This is a genomic window from Leptospira andrefontaineae (assembly GCF_004770105.1).
Lineage (GTDB): Bacteria > Spirochaetota > Leptospiria > Leptospirales > Leptospiraceae > Leptospira_B > Leptospira_B andrefontaineae.
The window spans coordinates 554,457-574,616 of sequence record NZ_RQEY01000005.1 but is presented as its reverse complement, the minus strand read 5'-3'; the positions used below and the strand labels follow the sequence as shown (position 1 = coordinate 574,616).

20 protein-coding genes are annotated in these 20,160 nt (G+C 40.2%); 9 read left to right on the top strand and 11 right to left on the bottom strand.

Features of this window, described 5'->3' with window-relative positions; all coding sequences use genetic code 11:
- The first annotated feature begins 1 nt into the window (after position 1).
- The 3 genes from EHO65_RS04380 to fsa all read left to right on the top strand — a co-directional run bounded on the left by EHO65_RS04380 (position 2) and on the right by fsa (position 2,091).
- Positions 2 to 634: a hypothetical protein gene (locus EHO65_RS04380; RefSeq protein WP_135772931.1), complete on the top strand. Its 633-nt coding sequence runs from the start codon at positions 2 to 4 to the stop codon at positions 632 to 634.
- Positions 635 to 666: 32 nt separating this feature from the next.
- Complete coding sequence (locus EHO65_RS04375; RefSeq protein ID WP_135772930.1) at positions 667 to 1,377, top strand: hypothetical protein; 711 nt, start codon at positions 667 to 669, stop codon at positions 1,375 to 1,377.
- Between the two features lie 69 nt (positions 1,378 to 1,446).
- Positions 1,447 to 2,091, top strand: a complete 645-nt coding sequence (fsa, locus tag EHO65_RS04370; protein ID WP_135772929.1) for a fructose-6-phosphate aldolase — start codon at positions 1,447 to 1,449, stop codon at positions 2,089 to 2,091.
- Positions 2,092 to 2,257: 166 nt separating this feature from the next.
- On the opposite strand, the gene EHO65_RS04365 is transcribed toward fsa, so the two are convergent.
- From EHO65_RS04365 to EHO65_RS04355, 3 genes are read right to left on the bottom strand one after another with little or no spacing between them, the layout of a single operon-like run.
- Positions 2,258 to 3,295: a DUF1574 domain-containing protein gene (locus tag EHO65_RS04365; RefSeq protein WP_135772928.1), complete on the bottom strand. Its 1,038-nt coding sequence runs from the start codon at positions 3,293 to 3,295 to the stop codon at positions 2,258 to 2,260.
- 7 nt (positions 3,296 to 3,302) lie between these two features.
- Entirely contained in the window at positions 3,303 to 4,712 is a 1,410-nt protein-coding gene (locus EHO65_RS04360) for an MBOAT family O-acyltransferase (RefSeq protein ID WP_135772927.1), read from the bottom strand.
- The gene (locus EHO65_RS04355; protein WP_244243430.1) at positions 4,709 to 5,479 is read right to left on the bottom strand and encodes a pseudouridine synthase; all 771 of its coding nucleotides are present in this window, start codon (positions 5,477 to 5,479) and stop codon (positions 4,709 to 4,711) included. The genes EHO65_RS04360 and EHO65_RS04355 overlap by 4 nt, the downstream gene beginning before the upstream one ends.
- Positions 5,480 to 5,567: 88 nt before the next feature.
- Between EHO65_RS04355 and lipA the strand changes: the two genes are divergently transcribed.
- Positions 5,568 to 6,473: a lipoyl synthase gene (gene lipA / locus EHO65_RS04350; RefSeq protein ID WP_135772925.1), complete on the top strand. Its 906-nt coding sequence runs from the start codon at positions 5,568 to 5,570 to the stop codon at positions 6,471 to 6,473.
- 44 nt (positions 6,474 to 6,517) lie between these two features.
- Complete coding sequence (locus EHO65_RS04345) at positions 6,518 to 6,796, top strand: hypothetical protein (protein WP_425269322.1); 279 nt, start codon at positions 6,518 to 6,520, stop codon at positions 6,794 to 6,796.
- Positions 6,797 to 6,858: 62 nt separating this feature from the next.
- Here EHO65_RS04345 and EHO65_RS04340 read toward each other — a convergent pair whose 3' ends face one another.
- Both EHO65_RS04340 and EHO65_RS04335 read right to left on the bottom strand, forming a co-directional pair.
- The gene (locus tag EHO65_RS04340) at positions 6,859 to 8,040 is read right to left on the bottom strand and encodes a lipoprotein LipL45 (protein ID WP_135772923.1); all 1,182 of its coding nucleotides are present in this window, start codon (positions 8,038 to 8,040) and stop codon (positions 6,859 to 6,861) included.
- 100 nt (positions 8,041 to 8,140) lie between these two features.
- Entirely contained in the window at positions 8,141 to 9,340 is a 1,200-nt protein-coding gene (locus EHO65_RS04335) for a PQQ-dependent sugar dehydrogenase (protein WP_135772922.1), read from the bottom strand.
- A 97-nt stretch (positions 9,341 to 9,437) separates the two neighbouring features.
- Between EHO65_RS04335 and EHO65_RS04330 the strand changes: the two genes are divergently transcribed.
- Positions 9,438 to 10,769 (top strand): radical SAM protein, encoded by a 1,332-nt coding sequence (locus EHO65_RS04330; RefSeq protein ID WP_135772921.1) that lies wholly within the window; start codon positions 9,438 to 9,440, stop codon positions 10,767 to 10,769.
- Here the strand turns inward: EHO65_RS04330 and EHO65_RS04325 are convergent.
- From EHO65_RS04325 to EHO65_RS04315, 3 genes are read right to left on the bottom strand one after another with little or no spacing between them, the layout of a single operon-like run.
- The gene (locus EHO65_RS04325) at positions 10,766 to 11,452 is read right to left on the bottom strand and encodes a TIGR00266 family protein (RefSeq protein WP_135772920.1); all 687 of its coding nucleotides are present in this window, start codon (positions 11,450 to 11,452) and stop codon (positions 10,766 to 10,768) included. The two genes, EHO65_RS04330 and EHO65_RS04325, sit on opposite strands and share 4 nt — an antisense overlap.
- A gap of 3 nt (positions 11,453 to 11,455) precedes the next feature.
- Positions 11,456 to 12,127 carry a TIGR00266 family protein gene (locus EHO65_RS04320; protein ID WP_135772919.1) on the bottom strand — a complete coding sequence of 224 codons (672 nt, stop codon included), beginning with the start codon at positions 12,125 to 12,127 and terminating at the stop codon, positions 11,456 to 11,458.
- An 18-nt stretch (positions 12,128 to 12,145) separates the two neighbouring features.
- Positions 12,146 to 12,811 (bottom strand): TIGR00266 family protein, encoded by a 666-nt coding sequence (locus EHO65_RS04315; RefSeq protein ID WP_135772918.1) that lies wholly within the window; start codon positions 12,809 to 12,811, stop codon positions 12,146 to 12,148.
- An 88-nt stretch (positions 12,812 to 12,899) separates the two neighbouring features.
- Here EHO65_RS04315 and EHO65_RS04310 point away from each other — a divergent pair, with 88 nt between their 5' ends.
- The 3 genes from EHO65_RS04310 (at position 12,900) to ptsP (ending at position 16,580) form a co-directional block, all read left to right on the top strand.
- Positions 12,900 to 13,565, top strand: a complete 666-nt coding sequence (locus EHO65_RS04310; RefSeq protein ID WP_208743975.1) for an SDR family oxidoreductase — start codon at positions 12,900 to 12,902, stop codon at positions 13,563 to 13,565.
- Positions 13,566 to 13,827: 262 nt separating this feature from the next.
- Positions 13,828 to 14,733: a UDP-3-O-acyl-N-acetylglucosamine deacetylase gene (lpxC, locus tag EHO65_RS04305; protein WP_135772994.1), complete on the top strand. Its 906-nt coding sequence runs from the start codon at positions 13,828 to 13,830 to the stop codon at positions 14,731 to 14,733.
- Positions 14,734 to 14,837: 104 nt separating this feature from the next.
- Complete coding sequence (ptsP, locus tag EHO65_RS04300) at positions 14,838 to 16,580, top strand: phosphoenolpyruvate--protein phosphotransferase (protein WP_135772916.1); 1,743 nt, start codon at positions 14,838 to 14,840, stop codon at positions 16,578 to 16,580.
- 12 nt (positions 16,581 to 16,592) lie between these two features.
- Here ptsP and EHO65_RS04295 read toward each other — a convergent pair whose 3' ends face one another.
- From EHO65_RS04295 to EHO65_RS04285, 3 genes are all read right to left on the bottom strand, one after another.
- Complete coding sequence (locus tag EHO65_RS04295) at positions 16,593 to 17,264, bottom strand: LIC11631 family protein (protein WP_135772915.1); 672 nt, start codon at positions 17,262 to 17,264, stop codon at positions 16,593 to 16,595.
- A 113-nt stretch (positions 17,265 to 17,377) separates the two neighbouring features.
- A complete protein-coding gene (locus EHO65_RS04290; RefSeq protein ID WP_135772914.1) occupies positions 17,378 to 19,420 on the bottom strand; it encodes an AMP-dependent synthetase/ligase in 2,043 nt (680 codons plus the stop codon).
- A gap of 167 nt (positions 19,421 to 19,587) precedes the next feature.
- Positions 19,588 to 20,094 (bottom strand): TlpA family protein disulfide reductase, encoded by a 507-nt coding sequence (locus EHO65_RS04285; protein WP_135772913.1) that lies wholly within the window; start codon positions 20,092 to 20,094, stop codon positions 19,588 to 19,590.
- Between the last annotated feature and the right edge of the window lie 66 nt (positions 20,095 to 20,160).

Sequence of the window (20,160 nt, the reverse complement as noted above, 5' to 3'; positions counted from 1 at the left end):
GATGGAATTCTTTCTCTACCTGATCTATTTAGTTATTACATTAGTAGTCGTTTCCTTAGGAGACTATTATTTCGGACTTATCTACCTGAGCGGAAAGGATACTTTCGAAAAACAGGAACTGACTGATTGGGCGAGAATTATTCCTTCTAAGATCGTTTCCATTTTTGAATCTGCGGGAAGTCTTCAATATGGACTTCTCGCATTCGGACTCTCTGCATTTTTCGCATATGTCTGGACTCTAACAGGAGGGTTGATCGGCTCTCCTCATTATACCGATTCTTTTGGAAATTATTTCTTTCTATCTTTTCTGATGCCGGTGCTGGTCCTTGCATTCTACTCTTTTATCTCTTCTGAAGTTTTAAGAGCTGCCAGGATCTCTCGCAACAGCGGATCTTTTTTAGCAAGACTTCTGAACCAAGAGGTTCCGCTACTTTCCGGTATCTTTATTTCAGTGATCGCATCAAATTTGGCGGTTTACGGCCTCTATCATGAGATTTCCTTTTTATTCGTACTTCCGAACGTACTGATCTTAATAGTCCTTCTAATCTTAAGATGGAACGGAAAGGTAAAATTCGGGGGAATTCGTGTAGACAGAGACGAAGAAGATATAGAGGATTTGGGGGAAGATTCCTAATTCTTGTTCCATTTTCTGCCGATAGTTAAAGAATGAAAGGGCAATCCATCTACCTGTTCTTATTCTCCCTACTCCTTCCTTGGAGTTCCGTATTTTCGCAATTTCCGGGAGATAATTCCAGAAATAACGGCTCCAAACCAACTTTAGACGGATTTGCAGAAGTCTCCTGGGAAGCTTCTTATGGGCAAGTAAGAGACAAGTTTTTATCCTTAGCTGCTAATCCTCAAAGTGACGAAAAAATAGAAGTTGTTCATGAAGATAAGGAGAAGTCCCTGCTTGTAAGAAGAAATGGGATCTTCTACCTATACCGTTTTTATTCCACTCCTAAATTGGTCTTAGATTCTCGCCCTAAGGACAAGAACCAACCTCGTCCCGAAAAAGAAACTTCTCCAGACGAAGATGAACATTTGGAGCCAGGTAAATTATTCTCCGTTGGAGTTTCCTTCCGTTATCTTCCAGGAAAAGAAGTTCAATCCAAACTGGAAAATAAATATGGGAAACCCAAAAAAGAGACCCTAGATGATAAGAAGATCGGAGGAGCAGTCATTTGGGAATTGACCGACGAAAGACAAGCCCCTCCTGCCGGTGGATTTATTGTCCAGTGGAAGGAAGCTTATAAAAAACAACCTTTTACCAGAAGAGTGGATTATTTCAGCTCCAAGGTAAAGGCCCAGATTGAAAAAGAATACAAAGAGTTCTTCTCCGCCGAAGAAATCAAAACTTTAAGAGATCTGATCCCATAAGAAATCCTTGACCGAGGGTGCATAAGGCCGCCACTATCCAGAGAGATTCAAAATCTTTCGGAGCAAACCGTGGAATTATATTTAGATACAGCCAATGTGGACGAGATCAAAGAGATTGCGTCCTACGGTCTTTTGGACGGAGTTACTACAAACCCATCTCTCATCGCAAAGTCAGGTCGTAGCTTTAAAGAAGTTATTAAAGAGATCTGTGCAATCGTTCCTGGTCCAGTAAGTGCAGAAGTACTCGCGACCAAACATGAAGACATGCTGAAAGAAGCAGATGAACTTGTAAAGATCGCGCCAAACGTAGTCATCAAAGTCCCTCTTATTCCGGAAGGATTGAAAACCGTTGTAAAACTGACTGAGAAAGGAATTCCTACAAACGTAACTCTTTGTTTCTCAGCTCCTCAAGCACTTCTTGCTGCAAAAGCAGGAGCCACTTATATTTCTCCATTTATCGGGCGTGTAGATGATACTTCTTGGGATGGAATGGAACTTGTCTCCGAGATCAGAGAGATCTATGATAACTACGGTTACGAAACAAAAATTTTAGCTGCTTCTATCAGAGGACCGATCCATTTGAAAGAATCCGCTCTTCGTGGAGCTGATTGCGCTACCATGCCGATCTCCGCTTACCAGCAACTATTCAAACATCCTTTGACTGATATCGGTTTGGAAAAATTCTTAGAAGACGCTAAGAAATTAAAGTGGTGATCCACCATTAATTTTTTCACGCAGAGACGCTAAGGCGCCAAGTGCGCTAAGGAATTTAAAGGATACCTTTTATACGGTATCCTTTTTTATTTAAAGTCTATCAATTTATACGATCGGAAATTAAAATCTCCTTCTCTTTGCGGCTCCGCGACTTTGCGCGAAAATCCTAAGGAAGTTTCTTCTTTCCCGTATAATCATTCATTAAAATTTCAGACTGTTCTAATATACAAAGTACACTTTGGTGAGAACCGTCGTAATATAGATCACAAGAACTTAAAGTATTCATATCCGCTGCGGAAGCTCCGTATGTTTCGGCAAGTTTTTGTATTCTTGGCCACCAGGATTTTTCGAGCCCTAGTTCGTAATACCCTGCTCTATAACCTGGATACACCTTAGGCCAGATTAGATAGGTTTTAACTCCTTCTTCTTTCGCTAATTTTAAGAATTCTTCCACGAAATAAAATTCGTTTTCACCTAAAGTAAATCCGGAAAGATAAATACTCTTTAATCTAAGTGCGTCTTTTGCTAATTTCTTAGGATTATTACTAACGCTTGCATACGCAAGTTGTTCCCCGTTTCCCAATTCCAAAATTAAATTTTCATGATTTTGGTCCGCTCTATACTGCTTTAGTTTTCCGCCGGTTAGTCTGGACCAAAAAAGTTTGAATCCAGGTCGGATCTTTCTAATAGAAAAGAATTTTTCTTTAAGGATCTCTAATTTATCAGAATCGGAAAAATGATCCCAATACGTTTGTCTGAATTCCTCATCCGCTCCGATTCTCAAGAACGGTTCATATAGAAGTCCTCTCGAATCATCCACGAAACCTTCAGGACTAACGACATAAAAGACAACCTTGGGTTTAATCCCGGATTGAATAATCTTACGGAACCAATAGAAACCGTAAGCTGGTACCGCCTGCGGACCGGAAAAATTATAAACGGTCCAATCCTTTTGTATATTCTCAGGAAGAGTTTTTATACTATAAGGATAGGCTCTAGAGTCTCCGAATGCCAATGCGAGGTTTTTCTCTTTTAACGAAGGATCATTCTTTAACTTTTCAAAAAGATGGTTTCGATGAGTGTAATAGACCGGATTTCCCTCTTGGTAAAAGGATGTTTTGAAAAAATCCAAAAGAAAAATTTTATCCGCAAGGAACAGGAAAGCGATAAAAAATAATGGGATATAGATAAATTTCTTTTTCATGATCTTATTAAAACTGCCCGTAAAAGAAATCCGCATTACCAGTAGGTAAAGCGAGTAAAACTAGGATCCAAACGATAGGAAGAAGTATCGTTTTCCATCGTAAAGCCACTTTGAATCTTTCAGGCCATTCCTCCACACAATGGAAAAATAAAGCCACAAAGAGTGCAAAGATACAAGGTTCCATATTCGGGAAATTTACTCCAGGAGCCCAAACGATAATTCTTTGTACTGCAGCGACTGCAGAGCTGAAATCCGGAGTGAAAAATAGGATCCAAGACACTATATATATATGCAGAACGAAAAGATAAGTAATCGTTCTTTTTACATACGGTATTTCAGGTATTAATTTTATATTCCAATCTTTAAACGCTCTTTCTGCAGAAAGATAAAGTCCGGTCAAAGCTCCCCAAGTCAGATAATTTAAATTAGCCCCGTGCCAAAGTCCGCCTAATCCGAACGCAACCAGATAATTGAAACAGGTACGTAATGTCCCGCTTCTGGAACCTCCGAGTGGAATGTACAAATAATCTCGAATCCAAAAGGAGAAGGTCAAATGCCATCTTCTCCAAAAGTCCCCAAAACCATTAAAGAAAAACGGTGCCTTGAAGTTTTGAGGTAAAGTAAAACCTAAAAGTTTTCCCATACCCCTCGCAAGATCGGTAAGTCCGGAAAAATCCAAATAAAGGTATATCGCGAAAAAATAAATCGTACTTAGTAACGCTTGTCCGGAAAAAGAAGAAGTTTCCGCAAAAACCTGAAAAATGGATCCGGACATTAAAGCGGTCACCACAGATTTTTTAAAAAGGCCTACTACTACCAACCATAACCCATCTACCATATCTTCTTTTTCCATTTTAGGAGAATCGAATTGAGTAGAAACGTCTGAATATCTTAGGATCGGTCCTGCAATCATTACCGGAAATAGAAAAATATAGGAAGCGATCTTTAAAAAACTCAGATCCTCTTGTATCAATCCTTTCTTCTTATCCACAAGTAGAGAAATTAACTGAAAAGTATAATAGCTGATAGTGAGCGGAAGTACCACTTCGAAACCGGCCCATTCCAGTGATTTGGATAAGATACCGTCCAGGCTGATCTTATTTTGGAATTCAGGAATTCCGAAAAATACCCCCAGAAGATCCGCAAAAAAATAGAAATATTTAAAAAAAGCTAAATTAAGAACATTGAATCCAATAGAAACCGGCAAGAACCATTTTTTATTCAGAAAAAACCGGATAAAAAACCAATTGATCGAAACTACCGCAATCAGATGAAACAGGAATTTCCAAGAAGCGAATGCGTAAAAAAATCCTGAACTTAGGATTAGAAAAAATTTCTTCCAATGATCTGGAAGATTCCAATACACCAGAAATACTAGGCAGAAAAAAAATAAAAATTCTAAACTGGTAAAATTCATGGTCTCCAAACTTTAGGATCCAGTAAGACAAACTTACCTTCTCCGATTTTCAATTTTTCCAAAGAAAGTTTTCCGATACGGATCCTTTGTAGATCGATCACTCTTCCACCAAGGATTGAGAACATCCTACGGATCTGACGTTTTCTTCCTTGTTTTAAGATCACTCTAAACTTAGAAGATTCTTCTCCTTTTACTAAGGATGTAACCTTCTCCGCTTTTAAAAATTCTCCCTCGTCCATAAACCCTTTAGTAAATCTATCCTTCACTTCCTTGGCATCCAAGTCTTCCTCTAAGATTACTTCGTATTCTTTTTCGGAACCTTCGGATGGATGAGTGATCTCTTGAACTAAATGTCCTTGGTCGGATAAAAGAAGAAGTCCCCTGGAATCCAGGTCTAATCTTCCTGCTATAAAAAGTTTTCCATACTTTTTAGGGAGTAATTCAAAAACCGTATTAGAATGAAAACGATCGCTATGGGAGCAAAGAAAACCTTTCGGTTTGTTTAACGCTAAGAATACCGATTCTGTAGGGGGATCTAATTTTTTATTTCCAACTTGAACTATGTCGGAACCCACACGGATCTTTGTGCTTAGATTCTTTTCTACAGCTCCGTTGACTTTGACTTTGCCGGAAAGGATCAATTCTTCTACCTTTCTGCGAGAACCTAGGCCACAGTCTGCCAGGAATCTGTTGATCCGGATCTCTTTGGAGGATTCTTCCCCCGATTTTTCTTTTGCGATTTTTTCGCTCAAACTATCCCCCGGCATTGGCCGATCCCTCCAGATTCAGGGACCCGCCTGTTTCCGGCTACCCAAAACACTTGACTGTTTGGAGACTCAGACGGAGGCTTTAAGGGTGAATCCTCTCAAAAAGAAGCCCAGATCTAATGCCTACCAACCCGCTCCCGAAAAACCGGATTGGTTAAAGGTTAGGCTTCCTTTCCGCGAAAAGGAAAATCCGGTCGATTTCGTTCGCAGTTCCGTAGAGGGAGGGAAACTCAATACAGTTTGCGAAAGTGCTTCTTGCCCGAACCTAAACCATTGTTGGTCTAGAAAAACGGCCACTTATATGCTCGCGGGGGATATTTGCACAAGACGTTGTTCTTACTGTGATGTTGCATTTGGAAAGCCACTCGCCTTAGATCCGGAAGAACCTTTAAGAGTAGCCGAATCTGCAAAGGCCTTAGGCCTCAACCATGTAGTAATCACTTCAGTCAATAGAGATGATCTATCAGATGGAGGAGCTTTTCACTATAAAAAAACTGTAGAGCTGATCCGAGAAAGATTACCTGAATGCAAAATTGAAATTTTAGTCCCAGACTTCAAAATGAGGGAAGAAAACTTAGAGATCGTATATTCTTCCAAGCCGGATATATTCAATCATAACCTAGAAACAGTAGAGAGACTATTTCCTACCGTAGCCCCTGCTAAAAAATATGAAAGATCTTTGGATGTCCTAAAACATGCATCTGAAAGAGGACTTTTAACTAAAAGTGGTTTAATCCTAGGACTTGGCGAAACATTAGAAGAAGTCCACCAAACACTCAAAGATCTTAGATCAGTTGGAGTGCAGATGATCACTCTAGGACAATATCTGCAACCAACCCCAACACATCTTCCTGTTAGCGAGTATATCCGCCCTGAGGTATTTAAGGATCTGAAAGAATTCGGAAAAGCCTTAGGTTTCAGAACAGTATTCTCCGGACCTTTGGTCAGAAGTTCTTATCACGCGGACGAGCAAGTGCCGTGGTTCGAAAATTAAAAAGAGTCAAAGATAAATTTCCGGAGATTCCGGATACAGGAGAGATGAAAAAGATCATCTTCCACTCCATTCTATCTTATCTTTCCAAACAAGATGGTCATGTTTCTAAAATGGAGATCAAAGATCTTCTGTTTGATGCGATTAGTTTGATCCCAGGTTTCAGAGTAGAATGGGGAGAGATCCAAAAATTCGGCAGAAGTAAGCTGTTAGTAAATTATAAAGATAAAGTTTTAATTTTAGATCTAGAAGAAATTTCGAATATGATCCTAAAACTCTGGGATCGTTATTTAGATACTCATCCACATCATAAACCCCATAAATAGAAAAACCCGAGCCACCTTTCGGTAACCCGGGATTTTTCCACCTTTAAGCTTGTGCCTGTGGATTAGTTTTCGGATTTAGTTTGGAAGTCGTAGATAACTTCTTTTACATCATCCTGGTTGATCTTCTTGATACCGTCTTCGGTATGGACGATCATCGTACTACCTTGCTGGTCTACGATCGCTCCGATGATGGTAGTTTTGCCATCAGCCAATACGATTTTTTCCAGTTTCTCGTAGTAGTTTACAAGATCCTTATTAGTTTTCAGGTTCTTAGGAGCGGAAACAAGAACGTTCTTGAATCTTTTCAGCTCGTCAGACTGACGCTTAGCTAATTCTTCTTCGATTTTCTTTCTCTCAGCTTCGTTAGCAGCGTTTGTAGCTTCGTCTATTTTTCCGGACTTAGGATCGATATTCAGTTTTACTAATTTATCGGTTGTGTCTTTGTCCAGAGTAACGATAGTTCTGATCTCTTCTTCTTCGGTTTTGGATACTCCAGCGCCACTTAGTTTAGTAACCGCTTTAGGAATATCTTTCTCCAAAGTAGCGTCTAGCTTAGTAAGTTCTTTCTCACCGAATTTTTTATCAGGAGCTTTTACTATGGAAGACTCATCTTTTTCTAAGATAACTTCAGCTTTGTCTAAAGAAGCTTTGATCTTCTGTAATTCTGCATTCGCAGAAATTTCTTCAGCACTTGCACCTTCCAGAGCGCGAACTCTTGGAGATACTGCAACGGATCCTTCTAATACTTTTACAACAGATCTGTCGTTTTTAGTACGATCCACAACGAAAGAAGTTCCTCTAACTCCCGCGATTGCGGTCGGAGTTACTACAGAGAACTGATCGTCTTTGCTTGCTTTATTTACTTTAGCGAAAACTTTTCCAGAAACTAAAGACAATCTTGTATCAGTGTTTCCTTGGGTATTCAAAGCGAGAGCGGAGAATTCCAAGCTGGACTTTTCAGCCAAACGAATGGCAGAACCGTCTGAGAATTGGATATCGACTTTCGCTTTTGCCTTGGTTTCAACTTTGTCCCCTTCTTTCAGGACAGTTCCAAGACTAGCTTTGTCTTCAGTTAAGTCAGCGTGTTGGATTTTTGCTTCTCCTACGCTAAATACTACGATTGCCGATGGTTGGCTCTGTTTTGCGTTCGCGGAATCCGCGTTCTCCGCAGGCTTTTTACAAGCTCCGGATGTCAACAGACCGACCATTAGGACGGCCGATGCAACGGAAATGATCTTATTCATACCCCTATCCTTCTTTGATCGAGATTAATCAGAAACCGCGGTGGAGGCAGTCCGATCTATATTGGGTTAACATCTATGGATTTGGGATTTTCAATTTATTTCAATTTTTTTTTCCAATTTGGAAGATATTTCCTGAACTAAAATCACCAAAATACAGCTCGCCTGTGGAATCCTGGCCAAATGTGCTAATTAGAAAGTGAGTATCCCCTAATACAGTTAGTTTCCTTTTACCTTCTGCTTCGGTGGGAAAACCAAGCAGCTTTCCAGAGACAAAGTCCGCAAATATATACCATCCATAGTATTTGGAAAGATTTTTCCCTCGGTAGACGTATCCGCCCGTAATAGAACGACCCAAATCATGATTATATTCCAGAATTGGATCGGTTAACCCGGGTTTTTCGCAATTTTCCTTAGGTAAAAAACAATGAGCCCCTTCTTTTATATTCCAACCGTAGTTTTTGCCTTTTAGAACCAGATCTACTTCTTCCCAATCATCCTGTCCTACATCAGCAAGGTAAAGATCTCCTGTTTTGGTATCGAAAGAAAACTTCCATGGATTTCTAAGCCCATAGGCCCAGATCTCAGGTAGAAAGCCTGGAGTATTTTTAAAAGGATTGTCTTCCGGGATTTTATATGGAGGAGCATTTGTATCTAGGTTAGGCGTTATTCGGATAAGAGTTCCTAGATAAGTAGAGGTATTTTGTCCGTGCTTGTATGGATCTCCTCCGGCGCCCCCATCTCCAAAACCGATATATAATTTTCCATCAGGGCCAAAGCTCAATTGCCCTGCATTATGATTGGAATAAGGCTGATCCACTCTGAGTAAGATCCTCTTACGATCCTGCCAGCGGATCACGTTCGAATCAGCCCAGCGAAATTCTAAAATGAATGTTTGGTCCTTACCTGCTTCCTTAGATACCGCATTGATATAGAAGAGTTTATTTTCGGAAAACTTAGGGTGAAATGCTAAGCCCAGTAAACCTTCTTCCGATCTTGTTTCTACGCTTCCTGTAAAATCGGCAATCAGCTTGGACTGTTTGTTTGTAAAATTCCAAAGAAGAATTTTTCCCTTCTTCTCTAAGACAACCATCTCGTCCGGCATGCTAGGGTGAAATTGTATATCAGTGATTTCCTTAAATCCGGAAGCTACTTGGGTCCAACCGAAAACGTATTCTGTGCCGCCTTCTTTTTTAGTTTTTTGTTTCTTAGTTTTGGCAAGAAGATCAGTATCCTCTCCCGTAAATAGGAAGAGTCCCAGAAATAGAGAGAAGGTTAGGATCCTATGGCGAAATCGTCTCATTCTGGCAGAAAAAATACAGTTTGAAATCTCTCAGTCAAGGATGAAAAAGCCAAAAACTAGATGCCAAAACTCCCATGTAAACCAGTCTGGAGTTAAGATGAGCACGAGTACCCTTCGCCCCGAATCTTCCATAGCCCTGTTGGAGGAAATGGAAAAAAAATATAAACAGATCCCATTCGAAGCAATTCTGAAGCAGGATATTCTGAGGCAAGGGATCCATTTTCTTCCTGAATCTTTTCAGATAGGAGGAGATTATAAGACCAAGGATTATTTCATCTTCTCTTTCGACCATATTCCACTCGCAGATATGAAAGAAGGAACTGACTCCAAAGCACCGGAAGAGATTAAGATCACTGGTGGTTATTTCAATTTATTACCCACAATAGTTTCTACTCGTAATAATCCAACTTCACCATATAAAGTGAAACGTATTCCTGCTGGAGAAAAGGACGAGGGTAGACCAGGTCTTTATCTTAACGAAACATTCTTAGGAAAACTGGAATATCCACCCAAGCCTGCTTGGTACAGACACAAGACCAAGTCCGGAAAAATCCCGGGAGAGATTGCGCCTGTTATCGAATGGGGATATCTTATCTACTTAACAGTATTCCGTAACTGCCAGTATTTTGGTAAGGACGAAGAATGTGCCTACTGTGATATCAATCATAATTATAGACAACAAAAGAATGCAGGCAGACCATACACAGGCGTTAAAGATATAGAAGATATTTTAGAAGTCTTGTCTTGGATAGATGCAGAAGACGAGATCGCAAAAGTGTATACGATCACCGGCGGTTCCGTAATCACTTCTCTCAAGAAAAAAAATGAAATAGATTTTTATTTAGAATACGCGCAAGCAATCGAGCAAAAATTTCCTGGAAGATGGATGGGCAAGATCGTTTCCCAAGCCTGGGAGAATGATGACTGCAAAAAGTTCAAAGATGCAGGAATCCAAGTTTACCATCCAAACTACGAAGTCTGGGAACCTGAACTATTCAGAAAAATTTGTCCTGGAAAAGAAGCTTATATAGGCAGAGATACTTGGATCAAAAGGATTGTAGATTCTGCAGAAATTTTTGGACCTTCTTATGTAATTCCTAACTTTGTAGGAGGAGTAGAACTTTCCCAACCCTGGGGATTTGCTACAGTTGCAGAAGCGATCAAGTCCACTGGAGAAGGTTTAGACTTCTTCATGTCTAAGGGGATCATGCCTAGGTTCACAGCTTGGTGTCCTGAACCTTATACAACTTTAGGAACACAGGCCGGTCCTCCTCTGGAATATTTCTGCGAATTACTCACAGTTTGGAAGTCTACATTCGAAAAATATAATCTCCCCACACCTCCAGGTTATGGAGAACCAGGACCAGGAAAGGCGGTATTCTCAGTTTCCGCCTTTATGGATGTGATCGGTTATGCTGGAAGGGCTTAATCCCCTCCACTCGTAGAACGTTGCACTCTTCTCCAAGCATTTGCCCAAGAAGCAAAAGAGTTTTGGTTACGAGTTTGTAGATAAAGTTTTCCTTTGCCGGAAAACTTTGCTACTAGTCCCTCACCGGATAAGAATAGGGATTTTAATCCGCCTACTTTATCTATATGGTAATCCAAGCTAGGTTCAAAACCCACAATATGACCTGTGTCTACTATGTACATTCCGTCTACATCTACTGTATGGATAGCTCCAAAACTAGAGAAGAAAAGGTCACCTGTTCCGGAAACTTTTAAGAAGAATAAACCTTCTCCCGCAAAAAATCCTTTGAAACCTCCCCATTTGCTGTCTATCACAAGCTCTGTCCCACCTGCAACATAGGCCCCTCTACTTAAGATCAACTCTTCGTTTTTGAGAGCTCTATGTTCCAAGTCTCCTTGTGTAGCGGAGGTCAAAAATAATTCACCATTTCCACCTTCCGCTGTGAATGTGTTTTGGAAGAATGACTCACCGCTAAACAAAGCTCTTTTTGCGGATGCGAATATTCCACCTTGGGCCTTGGTTTCCATTTTGACCTGAGGGGACATTGCAACCATTGCTCCGGATTCCGCACGAATGGATTCTCCAGAATTCATATTTAATTTTAAGATGGGAAAATCAGGTTTTGCTAATATTTCAAATTTCATATATTATTCCTTTCTAGGTGGTAATTCGGATCTGAACCAAGCGCCGAGTGTAGGCACATTTCTGGATTGGAGCCAGAGCCTTCCTCTTCCTTTGAATTTGGCTACTAAACCTTCTCCACCCAAGAAGAACGATTTCCAACCTCCAAACTTAGTGATCTCGTATTGTAGGCCTTCTTCAAAGGCAACTATATGACCTGTATCTACTATGAATTCACCTTCTACATCCAATACTTCAATCCCGCCGTAACTAGAGATCAAAACTGTACCGTTTCCACTCAGCTTTAAGAAGAATAAAGATTCTCCGCTGAAAAAACCTTTTAGACCTTGGAACTTTGTATCTATATCAATCTCAGGTTTTGCCGCAAGAAAGGAACTGGATTGGATAAAAATCGTACCGTTCAGATCTAGTTGTTCTATATCTCCGGGAAGCGTGGGAGCGAGTAATACTTCTCCCGCTTGCGATGCGGAGAATGTATTCATCCAAAAAGATTGCCCGCCTAAAAAAGCTGCCTTCAAGGATTTGAATAACCCTCCTTGCTGTGCTTTGCTAGTCTGCATTTGGATATGAGAACTCATACTCATGAGCGCTCCCGCTTCCGCCTTGATAGATTCTCCGGAACTTAAATTAACTTTCGCTACGGAATAAGATGGTTTGTATAAAACTTGGATATTCATTTTAATTCCTAATGTTTATTAAACTGGAAGAAGTTTTGTAAGCCAGCTGATAAATCCGGAAGGCACTCTGGATTGGATCCAAAGAGTTCCGTTTCCTGAAAAGTTTGCGACTAAACCTTCGCCACCTAGTAAAGTGGATTTCCAATTTCCTCCAGCCTTTCCTACTTTGAATTGGAGTGAATTTTCAAAGGCGACTATATGACCTGTGTCTACGGTATAATTTCCTTCTACTTTGATTGGAACAATAGCTCCATAAGAACTTAAGAATACTTTTCCTGTTCCGGAAATTTCTAATAAGAACAAACCTTCTCCTCCGAATAAAGAACGAAGACCTCCAAATTTAGAAACAACTTGGATGCCTGGATCGGAAGCAAGATAAGATCCTGATTGGACAAAAATACTTTTTCCATCGAGATCCAAATCAATAATATCTCCGGGAAGATCCGGAGCGAGCCCAATCTCTCCACCCGAATCAGGAGCAGTATAAGTATTGAAGAAGAATGACTCTCCTCCGAAAATTTTTCTGGAAAGTGCAGATAGAAAGCCACTTCCCATCTTGGTTTCCACTCCCATTCTGGAACTCATGTACACCATGGCTCCGGCCTCCGATTTAATCGATTGACCAGGGCCTAATCTAAGTTTCAATAAGGAGAAGGAAGGTTTATGAGAGATCTGGAATTGCATACGCGGGAAACTTTGGAAAATATTTTCCAAGACGTCAATCGATTCCTGGCTTCAAGTATATCTTTCTAGACTTCTTCTCTTTAATTTAATCCGAATGAAACAGATTTTAATCACAGGTGCCAACCGAGGAATCGGTCTAGAACTCGCAAATTTATATTCAGAAAAAGGTTACACAGTCTATGCAGCTTGTAGAAAAAGTTCAGAACCTTTACGCAGGTTAAATGTAAAAATTTTCGAAGGCCTGGATCTTACCCAAAGCCAAAGTTTCGAAACACTTTCCAGTTTTCTGACCGGGGTCAAGTTGGACATATTCATCAATAACGCAGGGATCTTGATCCCTGATAATTTGGAAAGTGTGGACTTTACAGAACTAGAGACCCAAATCCTAGTAAATGCAATTGGACCTATAAGACTCAGTCGACTTCTTCTTCCTAAACTTGCCCCTCACTCCAAACTAATATTTATCACTAGTAGAATGGGATCCATTGCAGACAATACTTCAGGTGCTTACTACGGGTATAGAATGTCCAAGGCCGCCCTGAATGCTGGAGCAGTCAGTCTCTCCCGTGACCTTGCACCTAAAAAGATCTCCGTAGGCATTTTCCACCCTGGAATGGTAGCTACCGAAATGACAGGAAGACAAGGAATTCCACCCAGAGAAGCAGCCGAAGGACTCGCACATTTGGTGGAAAAACTCTCCCCAGAAAGGTCCGGAAGATTCTTTCATCAAAACGGGGAAGAGTTACCATGGTAAATGGATTCTGTCTCCCTAAAACAACACTGTTGTAAAAAAGAGACAAAAGTACAGAAATTTCTTTCAAATTATGTCTAGTTGTCTCTGTACCGGGCTATAATGCCTGTCTAAAATCATCTTTTTGCACTGCACCTGGCATAGATATTGCTTTTATAGTCCTAAAGGGTTAATTTTCTTTGGATTTTGCAAACGTCCAATAGAGTATAAAGCCCAGTGCAATGCGAATGGATTCCGGAACCGAAAGTTTCCGGGGTAGGAAATGATGAATTTCACAGAACATAGAAAAACTCTTAAAGAAACAGTAAGAATTAAGGGGATCGGATTACATTCCGGCAAGGAAGTAAATCTGGTCGGGCACCCTGCTCCTGTTGGAACAGGTATAGTTTTTGAATATAGAAAGGGAGAAGATAAGGCATCCATCCCTGTAGAATTAAGCAACGTGGTAGATACGAGTAACGCTACTACACTTGGAGATGGGCTTCATAGAGTCCAAACCGTAGAGCATCTAATGGCGGCGGTATTCTCCCTAGGAATTACTGACATGGTCCTGGAAATCGACTCTGTAGAAGTTCCGATCATGGACGGATCTTCCCTTCCTTTCCTTGAGGCATTCGAAAGCACTGGTTATACTGAATTCGAAGAAAAAATCGAACCTATTTATGTAAAAAACCCAATGTGGGTGGTAGACGGGGACAAATACCTTGTAATCCTTCCAAGCGAAACCTGGAAAGTGACTTACACAATCGATTTCCCTCACCCTCTTCTTAAAGGCCAGAATATCACAATCGATCTGGACCGCGACATCCTCAAAAACGAAATTTTACCGGCCAGAACCTTTGGATTCCTAAAAGATGTGGAGGCGCTCCAAGCAAGAGGACTTGCAATGGGAGGTTCCTTGGACAATGCAATCGTTCTTACCCAAGACGGATATCTAAACGAATCCCTCAGATATGAGAATGAATGTGTCCGACACAAAATTTTGGACCTGGTGGGCGATCTTTCCATCGCAGGAAGACCAATCATCGGACACTATTTGGCTTCTAAGGCGGGACATGCCCTGGACGTTTCTATGGCTAAGTTAGTCATGAGTTCAGTAACTGGAAACGAATTGGGCAAATACAAAAGCCGTCGTATTCCACTTTTCAACAGAAAAGCGGCGATGGTCTAATTCTTACGATTTTCCCGCCTCCGATTTGGGCGGGATATTCCAGATTTATAAAAGACTTGTCGATTCACTAAACTACTGTATTTCTACCTGCGGATATTCATTCTATGAATGGCGGCGGGAAAAGAAGTACATATATGGGAATAGTCGCTTTTCCCGGCAGATTTTACGGTCGTTGCGTAAAAGTCGGGACAAAGAGAAGACATCTAGCTCACGGCGCCTATATCCACGAGACTCAAAAACAAGAAGAACTCAAAAAACTCGCGAACGCCTTAGATTCTTCTAAAATTGAATTAAAATCTCTTATCTCAAGTCTCAAAACAAGAGAACAAGACAGAGAGCTAAAAGAAATTTTAGAAACTCAGGTAACAATCACAGAAGATCCAGGACTCCAAGATTCATTTAGAAATCGGATCAAAGAATATAACGAGAATGCATTTTTAGCGGTTCAAAATACGATCAACGAACTCACTGACAAGTTCAATCGTTTAGACAATCCATTCTTCCGAGAAAGATCAGATCATTTCCAAGACATCTCCAATCGAATCCTCGAAAACCTATTAGATAAAAAAGAAGAAGTCTCTTTCTTAGCAGATCAATCAGAGGACGTGATCCTAGTCGCGAGGCAATTAACTCCTTCTCAAATGATCTTAATGGATAAGAGTAAAATTCGAGGAATTGCAACCGATCTAGGTGGAAAAACAGGCCATATGGCAATTCTTGCCAGAAACTACGGCATCCCTACTATTGTTGGTCTAAAAGAATTTTATAGAAATATTAACGATTTTGAATATGTTTTCTTAGACGCTGACACGGGACAGATCGTAAGAAATCCAACAATCGAAGAAGTGAAATATTATGGGGCTTCTTCTCCCCTAAGTTTTGAAACGAAGGTAATAAAACCTAAAAAGGCAGTCACAAAAGACGGCATAAAGATCCGACTAAAATGTAATTTAGAATCTGATACAGACTGTGAACTTGCTAGAAAGGCGGATGTGGATGGAGTGGGGCTTTTCCGTTCGGAGTCGTTATTCTTAAAATACCAGGACAAAAACGTTTCCGGCGAAGAGCAATTTTTAGCCTATAAAAGGATCGCAGAAGGAATGGATCCGAATCCTGTGTATATCCGTACATTTGATATTGGTGCAGATAAATTTTCTACGGGAGAATTCGAAGAGAATCCTTTTTTAGGAAATAGAGGAATCAGATACAGCCTTCAAAATCCGGATTGGTTTAAAGAACAATTGGTCGCAATTTTGAGAGCGTCTGCTTACGGAAATTTGAGCATCATGCTCCCGATGGTGACCAATCTGGGAGAGATCAAAAAAACAAAAGAAATATTAGAAGAATGTAAAAGAGAACTTACTGCCAAGAAGGAAAAGTTCAATAAGAAGATCAAACTGGGAGTGATGGTAGAAACACCTTCTGCAGTATCTTCCATGGATGTTTTGGCAAAAGAAGTAGACTTTTTCTCAGTCGGAACAAACGATTTATTGCAGTATTTAATGGCAGTGGACAGAAATAATGTGAACGTTTCCTCATTATACAATCCATTCCATATCTCTTTTTTAAGAGCTTTAGTTCAAATCGTAGAAACTGCTTGGAAATATGAAAGACCATTAAGTATCTGTGGTGAGCTTGCCTCAGATACAAATTTTACGATCCTACTTTTAGGAATGGGATTTAGAGAACTTTCTATATCCATTCCATTCGTAGGACCAATCCGTAAAATTTTAGGATCAGTCAGCTTGAAACAGGCAAACTTTCTTTTGAAGAAAATTTTAGAACTTTCTGAGAATGAAGACTACGAAGCGATTGAGGCGTTTCTGTTCAGTAAACATTTGGAGTAAAGTGTAACTAACTTACTTTATAATATCCGAATATTCCAGGCTCAAAAACAAAAATGGATCCTGGTCTATTTTCTTTTCTTGTAAGAATAAAGGACCCAATGATTCCTTTGGTTTCAGAAAATTTAAATAAGATTGTTTTTCAGTTCTCAAGAAAAAATTCCCTTCCGACTTTTTTTCCGAATGAAAATGGGAAATTTTTTTGATCACAGAAGGAAGATTCCTGGCTTCCGAATGGATGTTTGAAAATAAGATCAGATAATTTTTATCTTTCCAAGTTCCTTGAAATACAAATCCTTCAAGAGAGAAAAATTCCCTAAAAGGAATTTCTTCCGAGACATCTTCCAATCTAGAATATTGAAAAACTTCTTCCGTACCCAAAACTTTTGGAACGAACGAATCAACCTTAAGTCCGGGTGCCTCTTCCCAACCTGCACTCAAACAGATCCCTTTTTTAAAACTTGGATTAAGATTTTTGATCTCTAATTCGGACTGGAACTTCTTCCATGAAAGTTCCGCTCTAGCGAATATGAATCCTAAATTTAAGGCGGAAAATTCTTTCACCCTAGAAAAGTCCCAGACTTCCCTTTCTCTTAACGTAGAAAAGTAGAGATTGTCCAAAGCATAAAGGTCTGAATGACCATAAGGCTCGAATATACTAGGTTTGGAGAGGGTCGTTTTCGCCATACAGGATACATATCGGCGGCTTACAAAATTCTCCTCAGGGTAAAAAAAGCCCCGGTTTGCAACCGAGGCTCCTTCTTTCCTCTTTTGAGGGCACTAAGCCCTTATTAAGAGAATTATTTATCTGTTGTGTAGACTTTTTTAATCTTATCCGCGTATTTTTCAGCAATTACGTGGCGTTTCATCTTCAACATATTGTTCAACTCATCTCCTACCTCGAAAGGTTTGGAAACGATGAAGAATGGAGTAACTTGCTCGAAGGACTTAAATCCATTCTTTGCATTGTTAAGAGCTTTGATCTCTTTCCTGAATAGATCCACAACTTTCGCGTTTTCGTTCAACGCATCTTTATTGGAAATATCCACTCCGTTCTCTTTTGCCCATTCGCCCAACTTTTCGAAGTCAGGAACAATGATAGCTCCCAGGTTTTTCTGGTCTTGACCAATGATCATACACTGGCTGATATAAACGGACTCTTGGAGTTTGTTCTCGATTGGAACCGGCTCCACGTTTTCTCCGCCTAATAGAACCACTGTGTCTTTAGCTCTACCGGTAAGTGTAAGGGTATGTTTGAAGTTGATCATCCCCATATCACCTGTGTTCATCCATCCGTCTACAAGTGCCTTAGAGGTTGCTTCTTCATTTTTGAAATAACCTTTCATAACTTGAGGACCGTTTACGAACACAACACCTTTGCGACCTAGTTTACCTTTGATCACTTTTCCGTTTGCATCAATCTCTGTTAGAACTTCGTTATTATCATTTCTGATCTGAAGATGAGTTTTAGGAACGATAGAACCTACGGAACCGATGATCAATTTTTGGAAAGTTCTCACGGAAAGTACAGGAGAAGTTTCAGTCATACCGTAACCTTCCAATACATTGATCCCAATATTATTGAAGAACTCATCTACGTGACGAGGAAGAGCTCCTCCTCCGGAGATAGAAGCTTTCAGTCTTCCACCGGTAGCTGTTCTGATCTTGGAAAGAACGATCTTATCAAGAGTTGCGCTATTTAAGAATACTCCAAGTCCTGCAAGAATATACAGAGGCAGACTTAAATAAGAGAACTCAGTAGGAGCAAGTAGATATGCAGCAATGGAAGAAGCTACAGTCAAAGTGAAAGGTCCTGTTAATACTAACTGTACCAACATTAATATCCCGTAAAATAAGGAAACGATTGGATTTCTTCCGTGATAATCCACTTCTTTGCCTGTGATAAAACGAACTGCAGCGTTTTTCTTATCAGAGAAGAAATAAGCCAATTTAAATAATCCACGACGAAGCGCAGGAGTTTGGCTTGGATCATTAATTCTTGTGTAAATACCGTTATAGATATTTTCCCAAAGACGAGGAGCAGAACCCATGAATGTAGGTTTCACAGTTGCCAAGTCTTGGCGAAGATCCCTAACGTTAGTGTAATATGTAGCGGCACCAATGCTGATACAAACATATTCCACAACTCTTTCGAATACGTGCCATACAGGAAGAATGGAAAGTAGTTTAGCTTCGGCACTAATCTTTAACATAGGAGTTACGTTCAATACTTGGTGCATCATATTAGAATGTCTTAATTGAACACCTTTAGGAAGACCGGTAGTTCCGGAAGTATAGATCAGAGTGAAAAGATCCTCAGGTTTAATAGCAGCAACTCTATCTTCTACCTTACGAGAACCGGAAGCTCTTAAACCTTTTCCTTTTTCGATCAGATCATACATTTTCAGAACGCCTGGAGCCTCGGATTCTTTATCCATTACGATAATGGTTTTAACTTTGCCAAGCTGGGATTTGTTTCTGTTGAATTTCTCCAACATTTTATCGTTTTCTATAAATACAACTTCGGACTCAGAGTGACTAACAATATAAACGATCTCTGAATCGGTGATATCTGTTCCTCTTGGAACGTCAGCCGCACCGGTCATGATAATACCGTAATCTGCAATGATCCATTCTACACGGTTATCAGCGAGTAGCGCGACATGATCTCTGGATTGAATACCAAGTTCGATCAAAGCCTCGGCAAGATTCAAACCTGCTTCGTATAACTCCGAATAGTTGATCGGCAAATAATTCTTTTGCGCGTCTTTGTATAAGAAAGCAGGTTTATTTTTAAATTTTTCTGCCGACTCACGAAATAGTTGGGCGAGATTCTCAGCCATGAATGGAAATTCTCCTGAAATGATATGGAAAGATGGATGATGTCCGGCAGCACCCACCGGGAATCTGATTCCAGATTCAAACTAAATGCTTAAAGATAAATCCTTTTTTTTAAAACGAGTCTAAGTTTGATTTTTTATTACACGATCGTTATGGATAAAACCCGATTCTAAGGAGATTCGAGCCAGTTTTTTAGTCTTCCGGTCAATATTGGTAGATCTTTCTCTGAAATTCCATATTGGGAATGAAGTTTCTTTCCGGATTTGCTAAATACGAATAACGCCGGCTGTCCTTCTATTTTTAGAGGGGTTACAAGTTCCCATTTCGGGTCCAAAAGGCTTGGATATGACATTCCGAATTCGGAAGCAGCCTTTCTGATCTCTTCCAAACTTAGATCGTCTTCCGTATTCACTCCTAACACGACTGCCGGAGAACCATTCAATTTTTCTCTCAGTTTTTCAACCACGGGGACTGCCTTTTTACAAGGTTCACACCAGCTCGCCCAGAAATCCAAGACCACCAACTTGCCTTTGTCTTCTGAAAATTTGTGGGAATTCCCTTCCCAATCCTGAAGTGTCACTTGATAGAGCAAGGGTTGCTCGTCCGATCTGCAATCGTTTATGAATAAAATGGAAAAAAGAAGAAATAAAACAGGCCAGGCTTTTCTAAAAACCATACTTCCAGTTTACAAATAAGAATCCAAGCTACAAGTCATTTACTTCTAATTCTACCTTGCTTTAAA

What these genes read in the sequence shown, in the direction of transcription:
- EHO65_RS04335 (WP_135772922.1), bottom strand. Translation starts at nt 9,340, where the DNA reads ATGAGACGATTTCGCCATAGGATCCTAACCTTCTCTCTATTTCTGGGA.
- lpxC (WP_135772994.1), top strand. Translation starts at nt 13,828, where the DNA reads ATGAATTTCACAGAACATAGAAAAACTCTTAAAGAAACAGTAAGAATT.
- EHO65_RS04315 (WP_135772918.1), bottom strand. Translation starts at nt 12,811, where the DNA reads ATGCAATTCCAGATCTCTCATAAACCTTCCTTCTCCTTATTGAAACTT.
- EHO65_RS04285 (WP_135772913.1), bottom strand. Translation starts at nt 20,094, where the DNA reads ATGGTTTTTAGAAAAGCCTGGCCTGTTTTATTTCTTCTTTTTTCCATT.
- EHO65_RS04380 (WP_135772931.1), top strand. Translation starts at nt 2, where the DNA reads ATGGAATTCTTTCTCTACCTGATCTATTTAGTTATTACATTAGTAGTC.
- ptsP (WP_135772916.1), top strand. Translation starts at nt 14,838, where the DNA reads ATGAATGGCGGCGGGAAAAGAAGTACATATATGGGAATAGTCGCTTTT.
- EHO65_RS04330 (WP_135772921.1), top strand. Translation starts at nt 9,438, where the DNA reads ATGAGCACGAGTACCCTTCGCCCCGAATCTTCCATAGCCCTGTTGGAG.
- EHO65_RS04360 (WP_135772927.1), bottom strand. Translation starts at nt 4,712, where the DNA reads ATGAATTTTACCAGTTTAGAATTTTTATTTTTTTTCTGCCTAGTATTT.
- EHO65_RS04375 (WP_135772930.1), top strand. Translation starts at nt 667, where the DNA reads ATGAAAGGGCAATCCATCTACCTGTTCTTATTCTCCCTACTCCTTCCT.
- EHO65_RS04365 (WP_135772928.1), bottom strand. Translation starts at nt 3,295, where the DNA reads ATGAAAAAGAAATTTATCTATATCCCATTATTTTTTATCGCTTTCCTG.
- EHO65_RS04340 (WP_135772923.1), bottom strand. Translation starts at nt 8,040, where the DNA reads ATGAATAAGATCATTTCCGTTGCATCGGCCGTCCTAATGGTCGGTCTG.
- EHO65_RS04290 (WP_135772914.1), bottom strand. Translation starts at nt 19,420, where the DNA reads ATGGCTGAGAATCTCGCCCAACTATTTCGTGAGTCGGCAGAAAAATTT.
- EHO65_RS04320 (WP_135772919.1), bottom strand. Translation starts at nt 12,127, where the DNA reads ATGAATATCCAAGTTTTATACAAACCATCTTATTCCGTAGCGAAAGTT.
- EHO65_RS04295 (WP_135772915.1), bottom strand. Translation starts at nt 17,264, where the DNA reads ATGGCGAAAACGACCCTCTCCAAACCTAGTATATTCGAGCCTTATGGT.
- EHO65_RS04345 (WP_425269322.1), top strand. Translation starts at nt 6,518, where the DNA reads ATGAAAAAGATCATCTTCCACTCCATTCTATCTTATCTTTCCAAACAA.
- EHO65_RS04325 (WP_135772920.1), bottom strand. Translation starts at nt 11,452, where the DNA reads ATGAAATTTGAAATATTAGCAAAACCTGATTTTCCCATCTTAAAATTA.
- EHO65_RS04355 (WP_244243430.1), bottom strand. Translation starts at nt 5,479, where the DNA reads ATGCCGGGGGATAGTTTGAGCGAAAAAATCGCAAAAGAAAAATCGGGG.